This window comes from Moorena producens 3L, from assembly GCF_000211815.1.
GTDB classification, from domain to species: domain Bacteria; phylum Cyanobacteriota; class Cyanobacteriia; order Cyanobacteriales; family Coleofasciculaceae; genus Moorena; species Moorena producens.
Genome location: NZ_GL890941.1, coordinates 16,207 through 40,455 on the forward strand (window position 1 = coordinate 16,207; position 24,249 = coordinate 40,455).

The window sequence follows — 24,249 nt, forward strand, 5'->3', positions numbered from 1 at the left end:
ACGCCAATGGAGATAACAGCCAATTAGGTTGTGCAAAGGATACCCCATTCCTGCGACGGATGGGGAAGTTCAAAGGTTCAATAGAACTGAATCACTTAACCGTTGCCCGCTGCCATCATCAGGCTGAGCGGGCTTAGTGTATTGACAATTGACGGGTAAGCATCAAAAATCAACAGAGTTACCAACCTTAAATTTATCAGTTAACTAAATATGTCTTGGGTCTCAAAGTTACAACCTGACTTAATCCTTGGTGGCTCCATCTTAGACCTGACACCAGAGATTCTCCAGCAATATCAGCTCTCAGGTCTAGTATTGGATGTTGACCAGACTTTAATACCAGTGACGAAATCCTGTGTTTCTGGAGAAATTGAACGGTGGGTAGAGCAAACTAGAGCGATGGTTTCCCTGTGGCTGGTTAGTAATAACCTCAGTGAACATCGCATTAGCCGTATTGCTTCCTCCCTCGATTTGCCTTACATATATGGAGCTCGCAAACCTTCGCGACGCAAGCTGAAAATAGCTGTAGATGCGATGAACCTACCTATAGACCAAGTGGCAATGGTAGGCGATCGCTTATTTACTGATGTCTTAGCTGGGAATCGACTGGGAATGTTCACCATTCTTGTAGAGCCCATAAGGGATCCGGCTATGAGTAAGTCTTTATACCCAATGCGTGATTTGGAAGTGTGGTTTTCTCAAGCCTTAGGGGTTTCGCTGACCACCATGCAACAAAACTTCAACAAACCTGACAAATCACAATAAACGGAAATATAAAGAAAATATTATAAAAATTACTAAACCAAGATTTGTCGGAAATAATAAGGGGGAGTTGGAAATTGGGTCAGCTTATATAAAGACCCTAGATATGACCAACCTTTTAAATGGGGTCAGCCTATATAAAGACCCTAGCTATAATAAGCGCCTATAACTAATAGACAGCCCAGCCTTGAGGTAATCAGGAGCTGGGCTGTCTATGATTTGGCATTACGTTACTGAGCTGGTGCGCCAAGCTAAACCACTAGTTAAAATTTAAGAAACATTACTTAACAACACGCTACCGCCAACTATGAGCCCAAACGTTGAAATCTACACCTGGAGCAGTTGCCCCTTCTGTATCCGTGCTAAAGGTCTACTAAACAAGAAGGGAGTTGAATTTACTGAATACTCTATTGATGGTGATAACCAGGCACGGGAGAAGATGGCTCAAAGGGCAAATGGAGCACGCTCTTTACCACAGATTTTTATTAATGACCAGCATATCGGTGGCTGTGATGAGCTTCACACTCTGGAATTTCAGGGTAAGTTAGACAACCTCCTCAAGGCAAGCTAACCACTAGGTGATTGAGCATCTAGTCTGTAGGATCGCTAATGGTTATCGGCAATATCCCTGTTACCCGTTCCCCGTTCAAGATCTTGACCAGTATATTCCCCAATCAAATAGTATTGCTGTAGCATAGGGGAATTGGCTGACAGGGGAATTCAACCGTGAAATTTGCGTTTATCATAGACCCTCTCCCGAAACTTGATCCCGGTCACGATACTAGTGTGGCACTGATGGAAGCCGCACAAGAATTAGGTCATGAGGTTTGGGTCACTCAGGCTCAACAATTGAGTGTTATTCAGGGTCAGGCTTGGGGGCTTCTAGAACCTGTGCAACTAACTCCAGCCAAACTCGATGACGGGCATTGGGTCGTCAGTGAGCAGTGGTACCAGACTGGTAAGGCTCTGTTGAAACCTCTAGAGGAGATGGATGCTGTCTGGATGCGGACAGACCCGCCCGTTACCATACCTTACCTCTATGCCACCTATATCTTGGATTACATCAATCCAGATAAAACCTTGGTGATTAATGCACCAACTGGCATCAGGACAGCTAACGAAAAAATGTATGCCCTCCAGTTTCAGGAAGTGATTCCACAGACCATTGTCAGTCAGGATAAATCGGTGATTCGGCAATTCGTTGAGGAAAAAGAGGCAGCAGTACTGAAACCTCTAGGAGGCAAAGCTGGTGAGGGGATTATATTTCTACAGGCAAGCGATCGCAATTTTAACTCCTTGGTGGAAATTAGCACTAAACAGGGTAGTGAGCCAGTGATGGTTCAGGCTTATCTGCCTGCGGCGAAAGATGGAGATAAGCGGATTATCCTCTTGAATGGTGAACCGATTGGAGCAGTAAATCGCATTCCCACAGGTAAGGAATTTCGGGGTAACATGGCTGTGGGTGGTCGAGTAGCGGCTACGGAAATTACTCCCCGAGAGGAAGAAATCTGTGCCCGGCTCTTGCCAAAACTGCAGCAAGATGGCTTATATTTTGTTGGCATAGACGTTATCGGCGGCTACCTCACCGAAGTTAATGTCACCAGTCCTACTGGCATCCGGGAAATTGACCGCTTAGACGGTACTCACCTGGCTAAAGAGGTAATTACCTGGGTTGAGGCAGTGAAAAACAACGGCGGTTAAACAATATAATGGCTTAACCAGACTCTTGAGCAAAGTCATGGGATGTAATGTCGGTTTTGGGTCAGTTTTATGGATCAAGTAACAGTGCCACGGAACGATAGGAAAGCTCGAATCTGGGGGATGCTGTGTCATCTATCCTCCCTGCTATGGATTCCCCTATTGATTATGGGTCTACCTATCCCTTTGGCTAACCTGGCAGGCCCGTTGATGATCTGGTTAAACAAGAGAAATAAATACCGCTTTGTCAAGGTTCACGGTCAAGAATCTATTAATTTTCAAATCTCGATTACCCTGTACGCTACCATTATCCTGACCATATTTACGGCCTTTGCCTGGGCGTTTTTCATCCTGATTGGTGCAATAAAGGGTTTTGACCGTAACTCTTGGTTGGAGCTGTTTAAGCTGATAGAATTCTGGCTATGGTGTCTAGCTAGTATCCTGGGAATCATTGATTCGCTGCTGGTGACTATGGCCTCAATCGCTGCTCAATATGGTAGGGTTTACCGTTACCCATTTACCCTGCGATTTTTAAGATAAGCACTAATAATATAAGTCACGAGATAGTCTAGAATGGCTGAGTTTTCTGCAACAGGTGCAACTGAACAGCTACCTACAATTGGTGTAGCGGTAGTGGGAACTGGATTTGGACAAAAAATCCACATCCCTGGCTTTAAAGCTCATTCCCGGACGGAAGTGGTGGCTGTCTATCACCGAGACCCGGATCAGGCAAATGCGATCGCAAACCAATATGATATTCCCCATGGATGCGATCGCTTAGAAGATATCCTAGCTTTACCGGAAGTAGAAGCAGTTAGCATCTGTACTCCCCCGTTTCTGCACTACGAAATGGCCAAAAGGGTTCTAGAAGCAGGGAAACATCTGCTACTAGAGAAACCGATGACTTTAAGGGCAACCGAAACCGAGGAGCTTTACCAACTCGCTACAGAAAAGGGTGTTGTCGCTATACCTGATTTTGAATTCCGCTTCATCCCCTCATGGCAGCTATTAGCGGAATATCTCGAAAAAGACTATGTCGGTAAAAAGCGTCTGATTAAAATTGACTGCTTATTCTCTAGCCGAGCCAATCCTGAACGCCCCTGGAACTGGTATGCTCAAAAGGATAAGGGTGGCGGAGTACTAGGCGCAATTGGTTCTCACGTTTTTGATTATATTCATTGGCTATTTGGACCAGTGCAGCGGTTGTGTGCTCAAGTGAGTACTGCAATTCCAGCACGACCAGACCCCAATGCTAGCAATTTACTTAAGCCAGTAGATGCTGATGACACCTGTCTGTTATTACTGGAATTGGCAGATGGTACCCCTTGTCAACTCAGTATTAGTTCCGTAACCTATGAAGGGCGAGGTCACTTTGTAGAGGTTTATGGCGATCGCGGCACCTTAGTTTTAGGCAGTAACAATCTCAAAGACTACGTTCATGGATTTCGTCTGTGGGCAGCTACCGCAGGTCAATCCTTGATGGAAGTAGAAATTCCCCAGCGACTAGCATTTCCTGAAACCTATCTCGATGGTCGTTTAGCCCCATTTATCCGGGTGGTTGACCATTGGGTGCAAGCCATTGACAATGGTAGCGTCACTACACTATCTCTCAAAGAAGGAGTGTACTCCCAGATGTTAATGGATTTAACCCATGAGTCCCATGAAACTAGAAGTTGGGTTGAGGTAGATAAGCACAAGTATTAAGCATCAAGTATGAAAGAATAGAGACGAGGTACTTTAGCCAATCGATAACTGCTATATAACAACATAGCAGTTGCTTACAAGCAATCGCTCCATAGAATTGTTAATCAGGCTATTCGGTACCTATTATGCTAGTCTTTTAACTTGAATCAATCGCCTAAAACTAGGTGTATAGGTTTGATATTTTTATAATAGATTTTTTACACTAAATATAATTTAGTTATTCTTATATAATAGCATAGATTGAGAATAACTAACTGTTAATAATTAAAGTTCATAATTCCTGACGATAATTTTTAAGGTAAACAAAAATGAAAAGTCAGCATCAAAAGCATCAGTTACTTAGCATTATCTCTAGTATACCTAGAGGTTTGATTTTGATGAGCACAGGGGGCATGATAATCACGACGCTAATTATAGGAGTGGTGATGTGGCGCACTAGCTCCCGCTTGTTTGAACAAGTTAATGGTCTATTCGACTTATCACAATTAAACTTATCACAGCCAGAACCAGATGTGGATGTCAGAAACGTTGTGGTTAATAAAGTTCGTGATGTTAGTGAATTGACCACTGCTGTGTTTAGCATGGAGGCGGTGGTCCCAACTCGTCAAGATAGAAACTTAGGACAATATCGCTTAGCGTCAACGACATTACTCTATATTGCTTATGGGGAAGTGCGAGCTGGGGTTGATTTAGGGAAATTAAGCGTCGATGATGTCAAAGTCAGCAATGACTCGATCCAAGTGCAGTTACCAGCGCCCCAATTACTGGATAGCAAGATTGATGTTACCCGTTCCCAGATTTACGACTACAACCGAGGATTTTTGGGTCTCGGACCTGATGTTGCTCCTCAATTACAGATGCTAGCTCAACAGCAAACCCTCCGGAAAATTCAGGCTACTGCTTGTCAGCAAGGTGTGCTAGAGCAAGCTAATCAAAGGGCGCAATTAGTGGTTACTAATTTATTGATGACAGCTGGTTACAAAACCGTAGATGTAAAGCTTCAACCTTCATCACCATCGATGTGTATGGCAGCTTCGTCTCTAGCATCTTAGTATAGTCTTTGGTAAGTATTCAGCAGTCAGCTCTCAGCAGTCAGCTCTCAGCAGTCAGCTCTCAGCTAAAAAAAAATTATTTACCGTAGCGTGGCACAGGCTTCGACTATTAAAAAGCTGATAACTGATAGCTGAATGCTGAACGCGCACGCGTGCGCGTAGCGCATTAGCTGAATGCTGACCACTGATAGCTAATAGCTTACAACAAAATACCAACATTATTGGCTTAAATAAAGTTTACTATTTATCATGAACAATGATGCCAAAAACGTCCTTGGCGGAACACTAAAAGTGTGCTGCACATTTCCGATGACGGGATTTTTTCGGAATGGAAAATGTGATACAGGACCATCTGACGTTGGTGTACATATCGTTTGTGCAGAAATGACTGCAGAGTTTCTCTCCTTTACTCAGTTAAGGGGCAATGATTTGAGTACACCATCCCCTATATATAATTTTCCTGGTCTTAAACCCGGAGATCAATGGTGTTTGTGTATCAGTCGTTGGAAGGAGGCGCTGGATGCTGGAGTTGCGCCACCGGTGATTTTGTCAGCAACCCATGAAGCAGCGCTTGATTACATTCCTTTAGAGGTATTTAAGGAACACGCTATTATTAACCGCTAACCGTCGATGGTTGACTGGAAAGGGTGCATATCATTAAAGCTGTTTGACTCTGTGGTGCGTTACGGGGCGGACTATCCCAGCGCTGGCTACGAGGCGAAAAATAAGGGCAAGTCCGCCCCTAACGCACCCTACGCACCTAACCCTAAATTTTGATGAGAAAAAAACTCTTAGTCACAGGAGCTAGCGGTTTTCTAGGATGGAACCTTTGTCAGCTCGCCAAAGAACAATGGGATATTTATGGAACGTATTTTTCCCAAACGATAGATATTCCGGGAATAACCTTGGTAAAGGCTGACTTGAGAGAATTTCAGGAGATAAAGCATCTGTTTGCTGAGATTCAACCAGCAGGAGTAATTCATACCGCAGCTCAATCTAAACCTAATTTTTGCCAGACCCATCGAGAGGAATCATACTCGATTAATGTTACAGCTTCTATCAATATTGCTCGACTAAGTGCAGATTATGATATCCCTTGCGTGTTTACCTCTACTGACTTGGTCTTCGATGGTTTAAATCCTCCTTATCTGGAAACTGATCCGGTATCGCCTATCAGCTATTACGGTGAGCAAAAAGTGATGGCAGAAGAAGGGATGCGATCGCATTATCCTAAAGTCGCGATTTGCCGCATGCCCTTAATGTTTGGTATAGTTCCCCCTACTGCTAGTAGCTTTATCCAACCCTTTCTCAAAATCATCAGAGAAGGGCGACCCTTGAGCTTATTTACCGATGAAATTAGAACCCCTGTCAGTGGCACAACAGCAGCCAAGGGATTGTTATTAGCTCTAGAGAAAGTCCAAGGTCTAGTTAATCTGGGCGGAAAAGAACGGATCTCCCGCTATGACTTTGGTTGCCTGATGGCTGAGGTGTTTGAACTTTCCCAAGATAACTTAGGACGCTGTCTACAAAAAGATGTACCGATGGCTGCTCCTAGATCTCCCGATACTTCATTGGATAGTTCATTAGGATTTAGTTTGGGATATCAACCGTTATCAGTGCGGGAGCAATTGGAAGGGTTAAGGGGGAAAGTGTAATTATGTAAGCGGTCAGCGGTCAGTGGTCAGCCATCAGTGGTTAGCAGTCAGCGGTCAGCTTTGTGGTAAAGGCTTCGACGCTATGACTTTCGTGAGTATTAAACTAATACTTACCTATTTTATTCAACAACTGATTACTGATAGCTAACCGTTGATAGCTGAATGCTTAGGGGGTGATTTCCCTACCCGTAGTTGCAGTAGCCTGCGCCAATGCGCAATGCAAAAACAGTAGAATCTAATATTGATAGATTAATGAGAATTGAAAGTCTTCATCAAAGTTCTTGGCCTTGGCCAATTGCTATCAGCTTAAGCTGATAGCAAAATTAATTAGCAGATTCTACTGGGAGCAGTCAATATGGCAGAAGCAAATTTCATGTATGACTACATTGTGATTGGTGGAGGTTCTGCGGGAAGCATAGTAGCTTCAAAGCTTGCTGCTTCTGACTCAAATTCACAAATTCTCCTGATCGAAGCTGGAAAGCTCCTACTCAATCCCAAGATGTACAACCCAAGTGATTGGTTTGAAGTCCTACAACAACATCCAGAGATTGATTGGGGTTATAAGTCAGTACCTCAAACAAATTTAAACAACCGTGTAATCATGCTGCCCCAAGCAAAAGCCCTAGGTGGGTGTGCATTACATAATGCCATGGTTTATGTCAGAGGTGGACGCTCTGACTTTGATGAGTGGGGTAAGGTAGCACCCGGTTGGTCATGGAATGATGTACTACCGCACTTTGAAAGTGTAGAGCAAATCATTAAGGTTTTGGTGGCTCAGACAGATAATTTGAATTTCATTAACGATTTATTCGCTGCTGCTAACCAGTACGGTTTACCTGAAAATCCTAATTATAATACCAGCGAGAGTCAATATGGATACGCTCCATTTCAGTTCAACAATATCAAAACACTTTCAAAGCTTTTTCGTGAAACCACATTTAACACTTTTTTACCAGCGGTTCATACAAATGTAACTATAATAGCTGAAGCTTTGGTAACCAAGATCCGATTTAATAATACCAAAGCAATTGGTGTTGAATATGTTCAGAAGAACGAAAAATACTTTGCAGGGGTGCGACATGAGGTTGTGCTGAGTGCTGGTGCGATTGCGAGTCCAAAAATCTTGATGCTTTCAGGCATTGGCGACGAAACTGAGTTGGCGAAATTTGATATTCCAGTAGTTGTGAATGTTCCAGAAGTAGGGAAGAATTTACATGATGATCTTTTTGTTAGTGCCGGATTTTCTATTCCCGAAGATAAAGATGTACCAGTGTATTCCTATAGCCTAGCTCCAGCTGTGATTTTCGGCTCTACGGAAAATAGTAGTTCAGTTGTTGATATAGAGTGTTCAGTGGGAGTGGGAACACTCAAAGGTTTCCCTGGCCCAAAAAATTCTTTTTGGTTATGGCCAAATGTCATGCACTTGAAGAGTAAGGGAACTATTACGCTGGGTTCAAGTTCTCCTGATCAAGCTCCTGTTGTTGATCCAAAGTATCTGACAGTGCCAGGAGATCTCCAGTCATGTATAACAGCGCTTCAGTTAGGTATCGATATTGGCAATCAATCCAGCTTGGGGCAATGGCGGGAAAAACAAATTGCTCCAGAACCGGGAACAGATTTCGAGAGTTACATCAGAGAAACAGCTAATACAACACAGCACTATTGCGGAACTTGCAGAATGGGGATTGATCAGAATTCTGTGGTGGATACAGAACTTAACGTTCGAGGAGTATCAGGTCTGCGTGTGATTGATGCTTCTGTCTTCCCATTACCGATAACTGCAAACACAGCAGCAGCAACAATGATGATTGCTGATAAGGGAGGTGACATTTTGACCTGACGGGGTGACAAGGAGCATTCCGCGCCTTACTGGGTGAAGAATGAAGAATGCAGAATGCAGAATGCAGAATGCAAAAAACTTCCAATTCTTAATTCTTAATTCTTAATTCTTCATTCCTTAAAGATGTCTTAGTGTAAGTCCTGAGTTATTTCTTTGTGATGCCCTGAATCTTGGAATACTCCTGAACCTTAGAGATGAACATTGTGCCGACATCCCCTTCACACTTGGACTCAGAAGTGTTGAAGTTGTAGACCACACTGATAGCATTGCGGTCCCTGGTTATCGCCCCCCAATTTTTAGCTATTGTGGTGTCCGGCTTTCCCTCAGGAGATATTTCCAATTCAATAAAGTTGTTAAACTTGCCTGACAATGTACCTTTGAAAAGTCGTTCAGGAGAACATTTTGTGTTGCCCACCACTGAGGTACCGAATACGTTATCCCCCTCTTGATTTATATACATCTCGATCACACCGTTATAGGTGGTAGCATTCAAACTAGTCCAAGTTCCTATCCACTCACCCTCGAGACTTCCTGGGTTTGAGACAGAAGCCTCCGCCGCGCTAACATTGGCGAAGAGCAGGAATATTGAAGCAACCAACATGATCACTATACGCATTATTATCTCCTTAATAGAAGGTTATGAAAGATCAGCTTACCTGTCAAAAGACCTAATATAACAACTATAGCATTATTGCCAACAATCTCGACTAAATTAACAAAACTTAATATTTTAAAAAAATCAAGGACATTGCTATTTAAGGTCACTTAAAATTAGTACTCATAACCTATAGCGCTTTCAAACTATTTTTCAATTCATAAATCATGGAAAAAGTCAAGAGGCAATAGTAGCAATAGAACCATATCTTTATAGTAAATTAAAAAAAATACTTTCTCAGTTTACATCTCAAATGAAAATACTATATAGCGTTTTCAAACTATCTATTTGTAAATTCATAAATTATCGAAAAAGTCAAGAGGCAATAGGCAAGAGCTCCAGAGTTTTTTCTTAAAATACAAGAAGACCTGATCGCTTTTAGCGGCTCCAAAGAAAGGAGCATCGCGAAGCGTGGCTCACGGCCTTTCAGTTTACATCTCAAATGAAAATGCTATAGCTGATAAGCAGGCACACAAAATTAATTGCACATTTTTTAAAATTCAAAGCCTTGCAGGGTAAGGGTCACAGAGATTTAGAGTAGGCAATTAATTCTGTGTAGGTGCTTAGCACCTCAAGTAGCGTGCGCGTAGCGCATAAGCTGACGGAGTGATTTCCCTACCGATAGTTCGGTAGTCAGCACGAAACAAAACAAATCTCCCAAAAGTCAATAGTCTTAAGTAAAGAGGCAAACACCAGCAATTGGTCTTGATACTGCTGGTAAGTTCTCTACCTTGGCCTATGGGTACACCTTCAACTAATCAAGGGAATCAGATGAAAAACTTGCGTGCAATCACTCCATCTTCTTATATTATTGCTGCCTGTGCATTAACCGGGATTGTATCCTTTAGTGCAGTAACTAGCCAAGCTGGTCAAATGAAGTTCTTACCATCAGGTAACTCTACCGCAAGCGCTCAGGTTGAATCAGTAGACAATCAAGACCTACTGGCAGCAGTACCGATTCCCAGCAGTGAATTACCACCAGCCCTAGAGAAGAATACCGTATTTCGTGCGATCGCAAGTGGTGGTTTCTTTGGTCAAACCGTTGAAACCCGTCTGCTCAAGAATGGACAAGTGATTCAGCAGTACATAAGGATCAATGGGAATAGCACTCCCACTGAGATTGCTCGCATTTCCCGTCAAGATGTCAAAGGCTTTAAGAAGTTTCTCAACAAAGAGGTAGACTTTGGTCAGTTTGATCAGTTGAGTTACCCTGCTGCTATTGGTGCTGCTGATTATATCAGTGTTACTCTGAGCAGCAATGCTGGTACCACACGTTATGCCGATATTGGTCATGACCAGCTCCCAGAAGCTTTGCAGCAAGTGATTCAGAATTGGGAGACTATCGTGAGTAGTAAGTGATGTGTCAGCGGTTAGTGGTCAGCGGTCAGTGGTCAGCAGTCAGTAGTCAGTAGTCAGTGGTTAGCTACAATAACACAGATTAAACCAATGCATACCAAAAACTTAATGCTGAAAGCTGATTGCTGAAAGCTGATTGCTGATAGCTTAAGCTCCCTACTCCATCTCCTCAGATTCTCCCTCTATATCCTGGCCAATATCAAAGATAATGATAAATTCAGCATCAGGCATTAACCGCTTCAGAGCCTGCATGTGACCTTCTGCATCCGAGCGATTGCGGAAACGACCAACAACCACTCTTTGCATCATGGGCAATAACCGAACTACCGCCCATGGATAGAGGCGCTGAGAGTACGTCATAATATTAAGTTATCTCCTTAACTGGGGGACGAGAGCCAGCCTGAGAGGGTGGAAAATCTGGGGCTGGCTCTTACCGTGGAACGTTTTAGCGCCCACGGTAATTTTATTATAGCATAAATAATCTTATATTATAACATATTTTGAAAAATTTTGTAACGAACAGGGAATAGGGAGCAGGGAGCAGGGAATAGGGAGTAGTGGAGTGGGGAAAAATCCTGTGTAATAAATTAATTAATGTGTTAGATAACTATGTATGATGCGACCTTAGAGCCGCTTCCGATTCCCAATTTCCTAACTATTCCGATATTGACGTAATCGCTAATAGTGGAAACCACAGCAGTTGACTTGCTACCCACCCTTTCCACGCTTAACACACTTTTATACCTATTACCTGCTCCCTGCTCCCTCACATGGCCAATTTTTATTTTTTCTATTAAACTAGTATTATAGGAAGAGTTAAAAGAGACCCCACTCATGAACAAGTGCGTTGGAACTACTGAAGCAGCATCTCTATTAGGAATTTCTTCTCGACGATTGCGCCAACTTCTAGAGAAGGGTCGGGTGCGGGGTGCCTATAAAACTGGGAAATTCTGGATTATTCCCCTGTTCAACCATTTGCCACAAATTACCAAAGGTACTCGTGGACCGAAGGGGAAATGGCGCACTAGTCGTCCTCCCGCTCTAGCTAAGATTAATGTTAATCGCAATCACATAGGATCTAATATCAAGAAAAGCCCTCAAGACCGCAAGCCAGTGATTTCAGTAAAACGCAGTGGTAGCAATATCTACGGCAACGAAGTGGAAATCCTTGGTCCATGTAAGATTGTCTATAACCCAGATAATCCACTCGATTGTGGTGCTCGTTTGTGGATTGAAACCTTTAGTGATATTCACTTTGTGGGTGGTAGTTTTCCTGCTACTCGCTGAGGGGGTTAAGGGCTTGGTGACTATTCAAAATTATCAATTTAATTATTGGGCGTTCCAGCAGTTGAAGATTGATGATTAGCCTGTTTTATTTGCTCTAGAAACTCGGGGTATCAGTTTGCCATGAGTAATAAGTTGCGCCAGAAATACCTCCAGCATGATATCCAATATGGTTTAATAAATAGTTTTTGATGGCTGTAATAATATAATTTACTCGTTATTGAGTGTATTTTGAGCAAGCCATTGATGTCAGTAATAAGGAATATGAATTTTTACCTGGTAACATTCCTAGGTTCAAGCATATAAACAAACCGGCTGCGATCGCAAAAACCCTCACTCTCCCCCGCCCATTTCTTCCCTCACTACCAACCCCCTATGCTCCTACAGATAACATCAGTCTAAATCTCAAGCAACCAACTATATAGTTGTCATTTAATCCCTCATCCCCACTAGTTTCAAACTATTATAAGCAGGTGCACAAAATTAATTGCACATTTTACAAAAATCAAAGCCTTACAATGTAAGGGTTACAGAGATTCAGAGTAGGTAATTTATTTTGTGTAGGTGCTTATAGTGGTTACATGTGATCGCATTCCCACATCAGTTCCAGCGTTCCCCTAGTGCTCCTATTGGATAATTGCAAAACTCCTCTACTCTATGACTGAGTAGCAGGCATCGGGCATGCTCACAAAATTTATTAAATTTTATTGCGATATGTCAGTTATGAACATTTATAAAAAAATATTGTTATAAAATTAAACTAAAGAAGCTTCAATTACTCTTATGAAATGGGAATGGGATACAGAAGAATTAAATTATTTCAATGGAACTATACCTTGGTTTTTTGGTAAAAAGCTTGGAATTCTTGGTGTTGATGATAGTGGTAAATCAACTTTACGTAAACTTATGCTAGATTGTGAGTTGGTAAAAGATGTCAAACCTACATCAAAACGTGAACGACACCGAAGAGTAGTAATCAAAGAAAATAGAGCTAACAAAAAAATTGCCTTTTCTTATATTGATGATATTGCTGGAGACAGGAATAACTATAATGTTAAAAAAGAGGTTTTTAAAAAAGTAGAATATATTATTTATGTTGTCAGAAGTGAATATATTTTGGTGGTTGATCAGTTTGATAATTTTGTTAATAAATCAAAAAAACAACGATATATAGCTGCTATTAAGCATGATTTTAAACATTTTGATGATTGGGGAAAAAAAAATAATTTTATTATAGTAGGTAATTATTTTGGTGTTTTACCAGGAAAAGATATGGTGAACGTTAATCCAATAGAATGCGGAGTACCTAGTTTCTCAGATAGTGACTTCAGCAATTCGTATTTGAGAAATTTTAAAGATAGACTAAACACAGTTATCAATAATGCTCAAATTGTCAAAAACGCGGATTGGATTGTGGGTAGTCTTGTTTCAGGGAAATTGGCTAATCAATTAATCATAGATATACTTCAGAAGTTAATGTAAACCAGTTAATCAATATGATATCACTCTACTACTTTGTACCTAACTACCAAAAAGATACTTCAGATTTACTTGTTAAAGATACTCCTGGTATACTTGTAACAAACTTAAGAGAAATTAAACTATTTGATACTGAAGGTAAATTAGTTATGAATCGTATTGATAAATTAAAATTGTCTAACTTTAAAGTATTTAACAAAGAGAGGATTGATTTTTTTTACAGTAATTTTGAGTTTTATATTGAAACTGTTACTCAAGAATTTGATATTACCAATCGTCCTGCAATTATTGGTATTTATGGAAAAATTCCTGTTTTTAAAAATGGATATACAGTTCAAGACTGGCTATTTTATATTTCTAATAGAGTTGAAGAATTTTCAAAAAACCTTGATCGTACAATTTATGATTTACAGCTTAACACCATAAAAAAACAACTACTTGGTATATACTTACAAACAAAATGGAAAAGATTTGTATTTCCCATAATTCAATCTATTATTTTTTTACTTAATCCAATATTTATTGCTTGGTTAATCAGCTCATTTTTGAATACAACTAATCTCATTTTACCAAGTTGTATTATTTCTATAAGCAATGGTATATTGATTATTTTAAACGAGGAAGATTGGTAATGCCAGTTGGATATGAACCATACCCAAAAAAAATTCCTTCCGCAAACGAACGGCGAGTTATTATTGTTTTACCTGGCGATAAAATCGAACAGATCAGGAATGATAAAAACTATGATAAATTCTACCAATCAATTCAAACAAATGATCAAACTTGGCTAATGGATAACTTAATAGAAAACTATCAAGATCCAGAAACAATTAGTTTTTTGAAAAAGCTAGATCATGAGAATATTCTTGATAATGGAAATATTCTTGTTCAAAGTTCTGAAGATCCGATGAAATACTTTTTGGCAGATAAAGTTGAAAATAAGGTAGTTCTTCCCAAGTGGTATCACTATATAACAATCTGTAATTATTTAGGTGCTACAAGTATTGATTTAAAGATTACTGATGTTACGAATTTTGCAGAAGAGACTAATGTTAAAGCAAAGATTTTGGGTCTTATTTATAATTTATATTTAAGTGCAAAAATTTCTAGAGACAAGAAAAAGGAATTAGAAAATCATGCTAAAATGGAGCTTAAAAAGGAACCTCCTAATCTAGATCTTGTTAAAGAATATGTCAAGAAATACTCTTTAGAAAAAGACGCAGATATTAGCTTTATAATCAATAATCGCCAGTTCAATAAAGACTTAAAATTTAAACAAAATATAAATTTGTTTAGTCAAGTAGAAACAAGCCTGAATGTAGCAGCAAGTTTAGTAATACCGGAAAGTTTTACGCAGCTCAAAGCATCTTTAAAAAAATCAATTAAAGAAACTAGGAAATATACTGTCACTATAGCTTTAGATTTTGGCTATAAAAGCTAAAGCGATCGCACTCCATCCGGAACCCCGCCTCATCCGATCCATCCCCGACGGTGAAAATCCCTAACCTGCCAATCTCATTTCTGCGATTGACCTTTGGTCACTCTATGGAACGCATTCATGATATCTCCAATATCAGCAGCAGCTCGCGAACAGAAAATTCCAACTAATCAATACAGTTACCGGAATAGTTTTACTTCAGGGATTCAAACAATTGTCAGGAGCAGGTCACACAATAAAATGGGAGCGCATTTATATGTGATCCCATACAAGATTGACTGTAGGCTAGACTCTTCCGCTTGTTCCAAAGTTAGGATATTTGCGATCGCATTCCCGATTCTCGATTTCCTAACTATTCCGATATTGACGCAGTCGCTAATACTCGAAACCACACCACTTAACTTGACCCCCACCCTCTCCACACTTACCACACTTTAGCTGCTTTCATCCCTATTCCCTGTTCCCTCGCTCCAAAGTTAGGTTATTTGCGATCGCATTCCCGATTCCCCATTTTCTAACTATTCCGATATTGACGCAGTCGCTAATACTCCAAACCACACCACTTGACTTGACACCCACCCTCTCCACACTTACCACACTTTAATCCCTACTCTCTTTCTGCCTGATTTCCTAACTATTCTGATATTGACGTAATCGCTAATAGTGGAAACCACAGCAGTTGACTTGCTACCCACCCTTTCCACGCTTAACACACTTTTATACCTATTACCTGCTCCCTGCTCCCTCACATGGCCAATTTTTATTTTTTCTATTAAACTAGTATTATAGGAAGAGTTAAAAGAGACCCCACTCATGAACAAGTGCGTTGGAACTACTGAAGCAGCATCTCTATTAGGAATTTCTTCTCGACGATTGCGCCAACTCCTAGAGAAGGGTCGGGTGCGGGGTGCCTATAAAACTGGGAAATTCTGGATTATTCCCCTGTTCAACCATTTGCCACAAATTACCAAAGGTACTCGTGGACCGAAGGGGAAATGGCGCACTAGTCGTCCTCCCGCTCTAGCTAAGATTAATGTTAATCGCAATCACATAGGATCTAATATCAAGAAAAGCCCTCAAGACCGCAAGCCAGTGATTTCAGTAAAACGCAGTGGTAGCAATATCTACGGCAACGAAGTGGAAATCCTTGGTCCATGTAAGATTGTCTATAACCCAGATAATCCACTCGATTGTGGTGCTCGTTTGTGGATTGAAACCTTTAGTGATATTCACTTTGTGGGTGGTAGTTTTCCTGCTACTCGCTGAATTGAAGTATGAATGCGCGATCCTCTGATTTTGGGCCAGCCCCCTAAATCCCCCAACTTTGCGGTGCGACCCAAGGGCGATTTACTCGCCCATTGGAAAGCGCACCGGGGGGGACTTTAAGAGTTTTGTTCCCCCCAAAATTGGGGGGCTAGGGGGGCTCAATGATCGAGTGGGGACTTTAAGAGTTTTGTTCCCCCCAAAATTGGGGGGCTAGGGGGGCTCAATGATCGAGTGGGGACTTTAAGAGTTTTGTTCCCCCCAAAATTGAGGGGCTAGGGGGGCTCAATGATCGAGTGGGGAACAGGGAACAGTGGACAAGAGCTGATTGCTAGAGCGATTAGAATGGTTCCAGAAGCACCCAAGCCAATCGCTTATCGCTGACAACCATGAGTTCTCAACCACCCTCCAAACCACCAAAGACCATACTTAGTCAGCTAACTCAGGTAGTACAGACCATTCATGCGAAGGTCAATCTTCAAGCAGTAGCACTAAAGCCTAATGCTAGAGTGCCGGAACTTTGGGTGCAAGACGCTAATACCAACAAATCCGATGTCTATCCCCTGGTTGGGGACCGTTACGTACTGGGGCGCAGTTCCAAATCCTGTGACATAATCGTTCGCAACCCAGTAGTCAGTCAAGTTCATCTCTCCCTAGAACGGTATGGTAGACGTGGCCGTAGGTTTATCATAAAAGACCAAAACTCTACCAATGGTATCTATCGTGGCAGACGCCGACTTTCTTCCTTGCTTCTGTATCACGGAGACACCCTGACCATCGGCCCACCAGAACTCGCTGCATCAGTTCAGCTACAGTACGTCTATCCTCCCCCCTGGTATATCCAAGGAATTCGTTACTTTCTCTATGGCATCGGTGGGATAATTGCCTTAGTGGTATTACTGATTGGATTTGAAACCCTGAAAGCACCATCAGTCAGACCATTGCCCGAGGGAGTCACAGGCCCTGTGATTGTTTACTCTCGTGACCAAATTCCCCTACGGCAACCCCGGACCGATGCTCACCGAGAACTTAGGAGGTTATCGGATTTTTCCCCATATTTGCCGAAAGCAGTGATTGCTTCAGAAGACAGCCGCTTTTACTGGCACTTCGGAGTAGACCCCTATGGGATTATGCGAGCTGTAGTGCGGAATCTTCAAGGGGGAGGTATTCGCGAAGGTGCTAGTACGATCACTCAGCAGGTAGCAAGAAGCCTATTTCCCGAGTATGTCGGTCGAGCCAATACCGCAGACCGGAAAGTGCGGGAAGCAATTATTGCCCTAAAGTTAGAGACAGTTTACAGTAAGGACGCGATCTTAAAGGCTTACTTAAACCGAGTTTACTTAGGTATAGAAGCATTTGGTTTTGAAGATGCTGCTCAGTTTTACTTCGACAAATCAGCAGCTAATGTGAATATCCAAGAAGCCGCTACTTTGGTAGCAAGTTTGCCAGCACCCAATAGCTATAACCCAATCCAAAATTATGATACCTCATTACAATTACGGAATCGGGTGATTGACCGCATGCACGCTTTGGGAATGATTGGTCGAGAGGAAGCCAATCGAGCTAGGCGATCGCGGATTGAAGTTAGCCCCAAAGCCCGAGAAATGCTTTCTAGCACCAAGGCACCCTATTTCTATAACTACGTTTTCCAGCAATTGAGGAGGTTACTGGGCAAAGAGTTGGCTAAGGAAGGTAATTTTATTGTAGAAACTACTGTAGATACTGAGTCTCAGGCCAAAGCTGAAGCTGCTCTACGGGACTATGTCAAGAACACTGGTAGCCGCTTAGGATTTTCCCAGGGAGCGATCGCAAGCCTGAATACCAGTAATGGCGAGATTCTAGCCATGGTTGGAGGAGCCGATTACCAAAAAAGCCAGTTTAATCGCGTTATCCAAGCCAAGCGTCAACCAGGCTCAACCTTTAAACTCTTTGCCTATGCTGCTGCCTTAGAAAAAGGGATTTCACCAACCGAAACCTACTCCTGCTCTGGGATTAAACGGATTAGACGTTGTGAGCGGTCTGGAGATGCTACTGAAATTGATATGTATGCTGGTTTGGCTCAATCGGAAAATGCGGTAGCGATCAGGGTAGCTCAAGATGCTGGTTTAGATAGAGTAGTACGGATGGCGCAACGGTTGGGTATTAGCTCAAAACTGGATCCTGTGTTTGGTTTAGCCTTAGGTCAAAGTGAAGTTAGTCTATTGGAAATGACTGGAGCCTATGGTGCGATCGCAAATCAAGGGATGTGGTATCGTCCCCATGGCATTATCAGAATTCTCGACAGTAGTGATTGCACGGATAACCAAGACTACCAAACCTGTCGAGTAATCTACAACTTCGCTGATCAGCCAAATATCAGCAAGCAAGCGGTTTCACCAGCCGTAGCCAACACCATGACAGAAATGCTTCAGGGTGTAGTAACCAGTGGCACCGGTCGCAGTGCCCGGATTGGTCAAGGAGAAGGGGGAAAAACCGGTACTACTGATAAAAATGTAGACTTGTGGTTTATCGGTTTTATTCCCAAGCATCAGATCGTTACAGGGATTTGGTTCGGCAATGATAATAATTCTCCTACTAGTGGCAGTAGTAGCCAAGCTGCCCAGTTGTGGGGTAAATATATGGCTCAGGTGGTACCGAAAGAGAGTTGATACCGATACTTTTTAGCTACCAAAGTCTACCAATATCGACCCCTTTTCGAGGTTGAAAGTTATCGCTATCTTGACACTCCCTGGTCATTAGACGCGGGGATTCCTAGATCGACGAACCACCGTAAACCGACGTGTCCTCGGGAAGAGGCAGTACTTAACCAAGAATCCGTAGTAACCTACCAAATTCCCAGTCAATTCACGACAGACCTAGAGGGCAGTTCTCCTTAGGCGTTTGGGTACTTACTTGAGAGTGCCTTAAAAACTGTTTTCCTCCCTTTTCCCATGTTCCGGTGTGCCCCACCGTACATTGAGGTACGACCCAAGGGAGATTTACTTGCCCTAGGAGGCGCGCACCGTGTTTTTTCAAAAGTGTTTTTTCTAGGTTCACACGCCAATTGTTGGTTGACGATTGGGTTTTTAAAGAGGACTTTCCCTACCCTCTGAGCATTACTACTTTATAGGCGGTCAGACATGGTTTCCTTCCAGCTGTCTATCACGGTTTTTCAGCCTGTACTCTATACTTAATTATACATGAATTGCGACGACGATACCGGAATTCCAGAAATATTTTTTCGCGGTGGCTAAAGCCACTATATAATAGTTAAATTTCCTAGACCTGACTGGTGACATGTTAGCAGTTTCACTAATTACCATTATCTTGCCGATAAATAAGATTAGGTTGATGGCCAGTTTCATAGTATTTTAGGGACAAGCCTATTTTGAGAGAGTCAACGTCTTTTTTGTCAGCTTTGTTATGAAACAGCTCCTCAACCAACTACAAAACCAACACAAATACATAAAATCCCTAATTATCCCTGTTTTAGCTATCCTGTTAGCAAGCGGAATAATTGCAGCACCAGCCAATGCCATCAATCTCTATCAAATGCCTAACATTAGCGCTGGAGAACCGACTTGGGTAATTGACAAGTCAGAAGTTCTCTCTCGCTTTACAGAAGGCAAGTTGACTCAATCCTTAGAGGATTTAGCGAAAGCAACGGGCAATCAAGTTAGACTTGTCACTGTCCATGGCCTAGATTATGGTGAAACAGCAGCAACCTTTGCCCAAGGGTTGTTTGAAAAATGGTATACTACTCCAGAGGAGCAAGCTAATCAAACCTTGATAGTGCTGAATACTGTGACCAATAACAGTGCTATCGTTACTGGCAATGCCGTTAAGGAAATTATGTCCGATGACATTGCTGAAAGTGTGGCTTCTGAAACCCTAAAGGTGCCGCTGCGGGATGGTAACAAGTATAATCAGGGTTTCTTAGATGTAAGCGATCGCATAGTAGCTGTTTTATCTGGCGAACCTGATCCTGGTCCTCCTGTAGTTGAAGAAGAAATCAACATTGCTGGCAACTTTAAGAGTGCAGAAGAAACTAAAAACAGCAATGCCACCCTTTGGGTTGTAGTTATTTTGGTTGTTGCTACAGTTGTGCCGATGGTTACCTACTTTTTCTACCAAGGTTTTTCTTGACACTCCCCGGTCTAAAGACGCGGGGATTCTTCACTCAACGATCCGACTTGCTGAACCTTGCCGGAGCCAAGAACAGTAGAGGCCAAATCTCCTGAAGCGTTGGGGTCTAAGACCCAGGTTCCGGTGTGCCCCACCGTACCTAAGGCTCTATTAAGAATGTTGATTGCGGCATTATGGTCTCTGTCTAATTTGCAACCACATTTGCACACGTGAGTTCTAGTTGACAGGGACTTTTTCACCGTTTCGCCGCATTCAGAGCAGTTCTGACTAGTATAGGCGGGATTCACTGCTACAGTGACTCGGCCAAACTTAGTTCCAAAATACTCCAACCATTTCCTGAATTGATACCAACCAGCATCATTAATAGACTTAGCTAGACAATGATTCTTGACCAAATTTTTGACTCTTAAGTCTTCGTAGGCGACCAGGTCGTTAGACCGGATTACGCAACGTGCCGGAGACGAAACCTTAGAAGAGTGCAGCCTTACAACAAAACCTGCCACCTTTGATGCATAGCCTATCAACTATAAAGGCTGCACTCTTCTTGCGGTAACTTCTAACCAGTCTCTTGGCGTGTTCTTCACGTTGCCTACTTATGTTAAGATGATGCCTGCCTAGTCTATTAATAGCTTTTCTGCGATTGGATGAGCCTTTCTTTTTGCGAGAAACTCGACGTTGATAAAACTTTAGACGCTTTTCTCCAGCCCTGTAAAATCTAGGATTAGGCTCAGCGTTTCCATCAGAGTCAGTATAGAACTCTTTTAGACCTACATCTAATCCTATGGTTCTTTTGGAGGGGGTTAATTCCTCTTTTACCTCAACTGCAACACAGAATTGTACATAGTAGCCATCAGCTCTTTTTACGATGCGAACCCGTTTAATTTGCTTCAAATCAAAGCGCCACAAGTCCCATGTCCCTTTGAGCTTCAGCTTACCTATGCCTTTTTTGTCCCTGAAAGTTATAGCTTTTTTGTTAGGTGAAAGCTTCCATCCAGATTGTTTGTACTCAACAGAGCGACAGTGCTTTTGGAATCTGGGGAAACCTTTCTTTCCTAGCACCTTCTTTTTGCAGTTGTCATAAAATCGGACAATCGATGACCATGCACGCTCAGACGCTGCTTGTCGTGCTGTTGAATTCAATTCATTAGCGAAAGGGAACTGTTTAGCTAGTATCTTGCAGTATTTACTAAGATCATATTTTCCAGTCCCTTTATTGTCCATCCACAATCTAATGCAAGAATTACGAATAAACTTGACCGTCCGAATAGCCTCGTCTATTGCAGTGTACTGACTATCTTTCCCGTACGCTTTGAATTCAAGTATGATCACCGGATATCGACCTCCTCCGTTACTATTTTAGTCTACACTATATGGCGACAAATACCCGGACAGATTCAAATATTCACGGCGACTAAAGTCGCTACTAGCTTTCATCCCGGAGACGAAACCTGATTAATAGTGCAGCCTTACAACAAAACCTGTCACCTTTAATGCATAGCCTACCAACTTGCTTTGGCTGCACTATTCTTGCGGTAACTTCTGACCCGGTTTAAAAACACGGGGCTTTCAGCTTTGGTTGTTCCGTAAATAACCAGCTATCAGCTGTCAGCTGATAGCACCTCAAGTAGCGTGCACGCAGCTGACAGCTGATAGCTGACAGCTGATAGATTACAAAGTCAAAGAGATGATATATATCTCATCACTTCTGGAGTCGCATCAAACCATTCCCCAGAAATCCTAAGATGTTGGAACTTTCTGTGAAATTCGGTTTCCATCTTAGCACTTCCTGGGATAATTTTTATTAGTTCTAAAGTCTTTACACTCTTAGTTTCAAGCCCTCTAATATTACCATTGGGGTTAGTAGTGTAACCGATCCGAATCGCATTGCGTCCCTTGTCTAAGATAAAGTAAAGCCTAGCTGGATTTTCTTCCTCAGGGCTGGAGAGGCAGCTTTGTACTAAAGTCCCTGTGGCTTTGTGCAACCGAATAAAGGTTTGAGCGTCACTAGCGTATTCTGGAAGCTTAGAACGCTCTACAGCCATGGTCATATAACGCAATGCGGCTGCGTGTCTTCCCTCCGACGCTTCATCGACAGCCAGGGCTAGCAGGTCATAGGGTGAGCATTGGCGAAAATTACTCATTATTGTTGTACTTGGGCTGAGCAATACCTGATTTGTATGCTAGGAATTGGTAATATTAGCACACCTAATGACCTTATGTAAAGACCTGATCTCAATTCAGATCCGGGAAATCTGATCTGTGCTTTGGTAAGCTATCAGCTATCACCTAATAGACATCTCCAAAAATTAACCTCAAACCCTTGCACTGCCTGGGTCAAAACCGAGTTTCTGGAGATGTCTAATGCGATCGCGCACCCTACTTGATGTGCTATCAGCTAATGTGCTAAGCGCACCCTACTTGATGTGCTTATGGGCTATTAGGAAGCTACGGAACTTTTGAATAAAATAAGTAAGCATTCTTTTAATATTAGTTATGGCAAGCTGACGGCTGACCGCTGACCGCTGAATGCTTACGTGCTTTGTGCAAAAGCCACGTTTATTCAAAATACTCCTCAACTGCTAATCAATCCGGAATCTGAAAGTTAATCTCGCGCTTAGTAAAGGGCAAATCTTGATTAATAGCCTCAATTTCCTCACGTTCCATTAAATTAACCTCATCGATATAGTTTTGAAAAATCCGGTCAAAGCGTTTATCGTAGAATCGATGAACACTATAGTTAGCAGTTGCTGGGAAACCACGACGCTTCTTGTGACGCCCACCAGCACCAGGGTCAAACATGGTGATTCCTTGGCCGATTGCCCACTCAATCGGTGCATAGTAACAGGCTTCAAAATGTAGGCAGTCAAATTCTTGAAAACAGCCCCAATAACGACCATACAAATGATTGCCCTTATTTATACAAAAGGACATTCCTACTGGTTTTTGGTCATCCTCCTCCCGATAAGCAGCAATTAGTACCACTCGCTGACGGTAGTTAGGATACAACTGTTTAAAAAACTGGCGCGTGAGATATTTGCTACCCCACATAAATTTATCGCAGGTGCTGCTGTAGAAGCTGTAGATTAAGGGAAACAAGGATTTTTGAATGTCATCCCCCGTTAAGATTTTCAGGGTCAGACCTGCTTTGGCTACAGCCTTACGTTCTCGTTTAATATTGCGGCGTTGATTGGCATTAAAGACCTTTAGGTAATCCTCAAAACTACTAAAGCCTTGGTTTTGCCAAATATAGCTGTGATGTAGCCAGCCCTTAAAACCATTGCGTTCAATTACTGGTCGCCAATCCGGGTCAACAAAGAGGAAGTGACAACCAGACAGATGATTGCGATCGCAAAAATTATCAATAGCACTTACCATGATTTGTGTCAACTGATCTTCATCTTCTCCCGGTGCGATCAAAAACCGATAGCCTACCGCTGGGGTAAATGGTGTCATACCCAACAACTTCGGATAATAGGAAATGCCCAAGCGATAGGATAAATCCGCCCACTGTTGGTCAAAGACAAACTCTCCGTAACTGTGACCTTTGACATACATAGGTGCAGCAGCGATCAGCTGTCTATCTCGCCACACCGTTAAGTGATTGGGCAACCAACCGGTTTTAGCAGTAGCACTGCCAGATGTTTCAATAGTATTCAACCACTCCCACTCCAGAAAAGGGGTTTTTAGGGGTTGGGCAAGGTGATCCCAAGGGGATTGGGGAATATCTGCCATGCGGTTGACCCAGATAACGGAATAGTCAAGCTTGGGTTGTTGAACCATTGGGGTAATCTAGGATTAGGGGAACTTGAGATTGGTCAAGTCAGCAAGTCTGTTCGCGTAGCGTGGCCATTCGCGTAGCGTGGCCAATAGGCCAAGGCCAAGTCTGAAACAATTCCTTCGATCAATTACTCAGAAACTGGCATGTTTGTTACCTTGAGCCT

General features: G+C 42.3%; 25 protein-coding genes. 18 read left to right on the forward strand and 7 right to left on the reverse strand.

What is annotated here, in order from left to right; genetic code table 11:
- Window positions 1–210: 210 nt before the first annotated feature.
- The 9 genes from LYNGBM3L_RS20485 (at window position 211) to LYNGBM3L_RS20525 (ending at window position 8,708) form a co-directional block, all read left to right on the forward strand.
- Window positions 211–762: a YqeG family HAD IIIA-type phosphatase gene (locus LYNGBM3L_RS20485; protein ID WP_008187348.1), complete on the forward strand. Its 552-nt coding sequence runs from the start codon at window positions 211–213 to the stop codon at window positions 760–762.
- Window positions 763–1,066: 304 nt separating this feature from the next.
- The gene (gene grxC / locus LYNGBM3L_RS20490) at window positions 1,067–1,330 is read left to right on the forward strand and encodes a glutaredoxin 3 (protein WP_008187349.1); all 264 of its coding nucleotides are present in this window, start codon (window positions 1,067–1,069) and stop codon (window positions 1,328–1,330) included.
- Between the two features lie 155 nt (window positions 1,331–1,485).
- On the forward strand, window positions 1,486–2,460 hold the full coding sequence (gene gshB, locus LYNGBM3L_RS20495; RefSeq protein WP_008187351.1) for a glutathione synthase: 975 nt from the start codon (window positions 1,486–1,488) through the stop codon (window positions 2,458–2,460).
- 69 nt (window positions 2,461–2,529) lie between these two features.
- Window positions 2,530–2,997: a DUF4870 domain-containing protein gene (locus tag LYNGBM3L_RS20500; RefSeq protein WP_008187370.1), complete on the forward strand. Its 468-nt coding sequence runs from the start codon at window positions 2,530–2,532 to the stop codon at window positions 2,995–2,997.
- 33 nt (window positions 2,998–3,030) lie between these two features.
- Window positions 3,031–4,161 carry a Gfo/Idh/MocA family protein gene (locus tag LYNGBM3L_RS20505; RefSeq protein WP_008187371.1) on the forward strand — a complete coding sequence of 377 codons (1,131 nt, stop codon included), beginning with the start codon at window positions 3,031–3,033 and terminating at the stop codon, window positions 4,159–4,161.
- A gap of 308 nt (window positions 4,162–4,469) precedes the next feature.
- Window positions 4,470–5,213, forward strand: coding sequence for a DUF4230 domain-containing protein (locus tag LYNGBM3L_RS20510; RefSeq protein WP_008187372.1), 744 nt, complete (start codon window positions 4,470–4,472; stop codon window positions 5,211–5,213).
- Window positions 5,214–5,462: 249 nt separating this feature from the next.
- Entirely contained in the window at window positions 5,463–5,837 is a 375-nt protein-coding gene (locus LYNGBM3L_RS20515; RefSeq protein WP_008187373.1) for a DUF2237 family protein, read from the forward strand.
- A 152-nt stretch (window positions 5,838–5,989) separates the two neighbouring features.
- Window positions 5,990–6,868, forward strand: a complete 879-nt coding sequence (locus LYNGBM3L_RS20520) for an SDR family oxidoreductase (protein ID WP_008187375.1) — start codon at window positions 5,990–5,992, stop codon at window positions 6,866–6,868.
- A 355-nt stretch (window positions 6,869–7,223) separates the two neighbouring features.
- On the forward strand, window positions 7,224–8,708 hold the full coding sequence (locus LYNGBM3L_RS20525) for a GMC family oxidoreductase (protein WP_008187377.1): 1,485 nt from the start codon (window positions 7,224–7,226) through the stop codon (window positions 8,706–8,708).
- Window positions 8,709–8,853: 145 nt separating this feature from the next.
- Here the strand turns inward: LYNGBM3L_RS20525 and LYNGBM3L_RS20530 are convergent, their stop codons facing one another.
- Window positions 8,854–9,324, reverse strand: coding sequence for a hypothetical protein (locus LYNGBM3L_RS20530; RefSeq protein ID WP_008187379.1), 471 nt, complete (start codon window positions 9,322–9,324; stop codon window positions 8,854–8,856).
- 810 nt (window positions 9,325–10,134) lie between these two features.
- On the opposite strand from LYNGBM3L_RS20530, the gene LYNGBM3L_RS20535 reads away from it, so the two are divergent.
- Window positions 10,135–10,722: a hypothetical protein gene (locus LYNGBM3L_RS20535; protein ID WP_044494106.1), complete on the forward strand. Its 588-nt coding sequence runs from the start codon at window positions 10,135–10,137 to the stop codon at window positions 10,720–10,722.
- Between the two features lie 153 nt (window positions 10,723–10,875).
- Here the strand turns inward: LYNGBM3L_RS20535 and LYNGBM3L_RS20540 are convergent, their stop codons facing one another.
- The gene (locus LYNGBM3L_RS20540) at window positions 10,876–11,079 is read right to left on the reverse strand and encodes an SPOR domain-containing protein (protein ID WP_008187382.1); all 204 of its coding nucleotides are present in this window, start codon (window positions 11,077–11,079) and stop codon (window positions 10,876–10,878) included.
- Window positions 11,080–11,553: 474 nt separating this feature from the next.
- On the opposite strand from LYNGBM3L_RS20540, the gene LYNGBM3L_RS20550 reads away from it, so the two are divergent.
- The 5 genes from LYNGBM3L_RS20550 (at window position 11,554) to LYNGBM3L_RS41300 (ending at window position 15,358) form a co-directional block, all read left to right on the forward strand.
- Window positions 11,554–12,006 carry a MerR family transcriptional regulator gene (locus LYNGBM3L_RS20550; RefSeq protein WP_008187390.1) on the forward strand — a complete coding sequence of 151 codons (453 nt, stop codon included), beginning with the start codon at window positions 11,554–11,556 and terminating at the stop codon, window positions 12,004–12,006.
- Between the two features lie 780 nt (window positions 12,007–12,786).
- Complete coding sequence (locus tag LYNGBM3L_RS20560; protein WP_008187395.1) at window positions 12,787–13,485, forward strand: hypothetical protein; 699 nt, start codon at window positions 12,787–12,789, stop codon at window positions 13,483–13,485.
- 14 nt (window positions 13,486–13,499) lie between these two features.
- Window positions 13,500–14,114 carry a hypothetical protein gene (locus LYNGBM3L_RS20565; RefSeq protein WP_008187397.1) on the forward strand — a complete coding sequence of 205 codons (615 nt, stop codon included), beginning with the start codon at window positions 13,500–13,502 and terminating at the stop codon, window positions 14,112–14,114.
- On the forward strand, window positions 14,114–14,923 hold the full coding sequence (locus LYNGBM3L_RS20570; RefSeq protein WP_008187399.1) for a hypothetical protein: 810 nt from the start codon (window positions 14,114–14,116) through the stop codon (window positions 14,921–14,923). Before LYNGBM3L_RS20565 ends, LYNGBM3L_RS20570 begins: the two co-directional genes overlap by 1 nt.
- A gap of 237 nt (window positions 14,924–15,160) precedes the next feature.
- Window positions 15,161–15,358 carry a hypothetical protein gene (locus LYNGBM3L_RS41300; protein WP_131826929.1) on the forward strand — a complete coding sequence of 66 codons (198 nt, stop codon included), beginning with the start codon at window positions 15,161–15,163 and terminating at the stop codon, window positions 15,356–15,358.
- Between the two features lie 12 nt (window positions 15,359–15,370).
- Here LYNGBM3L_RS41300 and LYNGBM3L_RS45965 read toward each other — a convergent pair whose 3' ends face one another.
- Entirely contained in the window at window positions 15,371–15,517 is a 147-nt protein-coding gene (locus LYNGBM3L_RS45965) for a hypothetical protein (RefSeq protein ID WP_154659864.1), read from the reverse strand.
- A gap of 216 nt (window positions 15,518–15,733) precedes the next feature.
- Between LYNGBM3L_RS45965 and LYNGBM3L_RS20575 the strand changes: the two genes are divergently transcribed.
- From LYNGBM3L_RS20575 to psb32, 3 genes are all read left to right on the forward strand, one after another.
- Entirely contained in the window at window positions 15,734–16,186 is a 453-nt protein-coding gene (locus LYNGBM3L_RS20575; protein ID WP_008187390.1) for a MerR family transcriptional regulator, read from the forward strand.
- 386 nt (window positions 16,187–16,572) lie between these two features.
- Window positions 16,573–18,831: a PBP1A family penicillin-binding protein gene (locus LYNGBM3L_RS20580; protein WP_008187403.1), complete on the forward strand. Its 2,259-nt coding sequence runs from the start codon at window positions 16,573–16,575 to the stop codon at window positions 18,829–18,831.
- A 754-nt stretch (window positions 18,832–19,585) separates the two neighbouring features.
- The gene (gene psb32, locus LYNGBM3L_RS20585) at window positions 19,586–20,308 is read left to right on the forward strand and encodes a photosystem II repair protein Psb32 (protein ID WP_008187405.1); all 723 of its coding nucleotides are present in this window, start codon (window positions 19,586–19,588) and stop codon (window positions 20,306–20,308) included.
- Window positions 20,309–20,319: 11 nt separating this feature from the next.
- Here the strand turns inward: psb32 and LYNGBM3L_RS36865 are convergent, their stop codons facing one another.
- The 4 genes from LYNGBM3L_RS36865 to LYNGBM3L_RS20605 all read right to left on the reverse strand — a co-directional run bounded on the left by LYNGBM3L_RS36865 (window position 20,320) and on the right by LYNGBM3L_RS20605 (window position 24,088).
- A complete protein-coding gene (locus LYNGBM3L_RS36865; protein ID WP_075873599.1) occupies window positions 20,320–20,811 on the reverse strand; it encodes an RNA-guided endonuclease InsQ/TnpB family protein in 492 nt (163 codons plus the stop codon).
- Window positions 20,777–21,637 (reverse strand): RNA-guided endonuclease InsQ/TnpB family protein, encoded by an 861-nt coding sequence (locus LYNGBM3L_RS20595; RefSeq protein WP_008187407.1) that lies wholly within the window; start codon window positions 21,635–21,637, stop codon window positions 20,777–20,779. The genes LYNGBM3L_RS36865 and LYNGBM3L_RS20595 overlap by 35 nt, the downstream gene beginning before the upstream one ends.
- A 347-nt stretch (window positions 21,638–21,984) precedes the next feature.
- The gene (locus LYNGBM3L_RS20600) at window positions 21,985–22,449 is read right to left on the reverse strand and encodes a GIY-YIG nuclease family protein (protein WP_008187408.1); all 465 of its coding nucleotides are present in this window, start codon (window positions 22,447–22,449) and stop codon (window positions 21,985–21,987) included.
- A gap of 442 nt (window positions 22,450–22,891) precedes the next feature.
- The gene (locus LYNGBM3L_RS20605; protein WP_008187409.1) at window positions 22,892–24,088 is read right to left on the reverse strand and encodes a GNAT family N-acetyltransferase; all 1,197 of its coding nucleotides are present in this window, start codon (window positions 24,086–24,088) and stop codon (window positions 22,892–22,894) included.
- Window positions 24,089–24,249 lie beyond the last annotated feature (161 nt).

What these genes read in the sequence shown, in the direction of transcription:
- LYNGBM3L_RS20485 (WP_008187348.1), top strand. Translation starts at nt 211, where the DNA reads ATGTCTTGGGTCTCAAAGTTACAACCTGACTTAATCCTTGGTGGCTCC.
- grxC (WP_008187349.1), top strand. Translation starts at nt 1,067, where the DNA reads ATGAGCCCAAACGTTGAAATCTACACCTGGAGCAGTTGCCCCTTCTGT.
- LYNGBM3L_RS20500 (WP_008187370.1), top strand. Translation starts at nt 2,530, where the DNA reads ATGGATCAAGTAACAGTGCCACGGAACGATAGGAAAGCTCGAATCTGG.
- LYNGBM3L_RS20505 (WP_008187371.1), top strand. Translation starts at nt 3,031, where the DNA reads ATGGCTGAGTTTTCTGCAACAGGTGCAACTGAACAGCTACCTACAATT.
- LYNGBM3L_RS20510 (WP_008187372.1), top strand. Translation starts at nt 4,470, where the DNA reads ATGAAAAGTCAGCATCAAAAGCATCAGTTACTTAGCATTATCTCTAGT.
- LYNGBM3L_RS20515 (WP_008187373.1), top strand. Translation starts at nt 5,463, where the DNA reads ATGAACAATGATGCCAAAAACGTCCTTGGCGGAACACTAAAAGTGTGC.
- LYNGBM3L_RS20520 (WP_008187375.1), top strand. Translation starts at nt 5,990, where the DNA reads ATGAGAAAAAAACTCTTAGTCACAGGAGCTAGCGGTTTTCTAGGATGG.
- LYNGBM3L_RS20525 (WP_008187377.1), top strand. Translation starts at nt 7,224, where the DNA reads ATGGCAGAAGCAAATTTCATGTATGACTACATTGTGATTGGTGGAGGT.
- LYNGBM3L_RS20530 (WP_008187379.1), bottom strand. Translation starts at nt 9,324, where the DNA reads ATGCGTATAGTGATCATGTTGGTTGCTTCAATATTCCTGCTCTTCGCC.
- LYNGBM3L_RS20535 (WP_044494106.1), top strand. Translation starts at nt 10,135, where the DNA reads ATGAAAAACTTGCGTGCAATCACTCCATCTTCTTATATTATTGCTGCC.
- LYNGBM3L_RS20540 (WP_008187382.1), bottom strand. Translation starts at nt 11,079, where the DNA reads ATGACGTACTCTCAGCGCCTCTATCCATGGGCGGTAGTTCGGTTATTG.
- LYNGBM3L_RS20550 (WP_008187390.1), top strand. Translation starts at nt 11,554, where the DNA reads ATGAACAAGTGCGTTGGAACTACTGAAGCAGCATCTCTATTAGGAATT.
- LYNGBM3L_RS20560 (WP_008187395.1), top strand. Translation starts at nt 12,787, where the DNA reads ATGAAATGGGAATGGGATACAGAAGAATTAAATTATTTCAATGGAACT.
- LYNGBM3L_RS20565 (WP_008187397.1), top strand. Translation starts at nt 13,500, where the DNA reads ATGATATCACTCTACTACTTTGTACCTAACTACCAAAAAGATACTTCA.
- LYNGBM3L_RS20570 (WP_008187399.1), top strand. Translation starts at nt 14,114, where the DNA reads ATGCCAGTTGGATATGAACCATACCCAAAAAAAATTCCTTCCGCAAAC.
- LYNGBM3L_RS41300 (WP_131826929.1), top strand. Translation starts at nt 15,161, where the DNA reads ATGGGAGCGCATTTATATGTGATCCCATACAAGATTGACTGTAGGCTA.
- LYNGBM3L_RS20575 (WP_008187390.1), top strand. Translation starts at nt 15,734, where the DNA reads ATGAACAAGTGCGTTGGAACTACTGAAGCAGCATCTCTATTAGGAATT.
- LYNGBM3L_RS20580 (WP_008187403.1), top strand. Translation starts at nt 16,573, where the DNA reads ATGAGTTCTCAACCACCCTCCAAACCACCAAAGACCATACTTAGTCAG.
- psb32 (WP_008187405.1), top strand. Translation starts at nt 19,586, where the DNA reads ATGAAACAGCTCCTCAACCAACTACAAAACCAACACAAATACATAAAA.
- LYNGBM3L_RS20600 (WP_008187408.1), bottom strand. Translation starts at nt 22,449, where the DNA reads ATGAGTAATTTTCGCCAATGCTCACCCTATGACCTGCTAGCCCTGGCT.
- LYNGBM3L_RS20605 (WP_008187409.1), bottom strand. Translation starts at nt 24,088, where the DNA reads ATGGTTCAACAACCCAAGCTTGACTATTCCGTTATCTGGGTCAACCGC.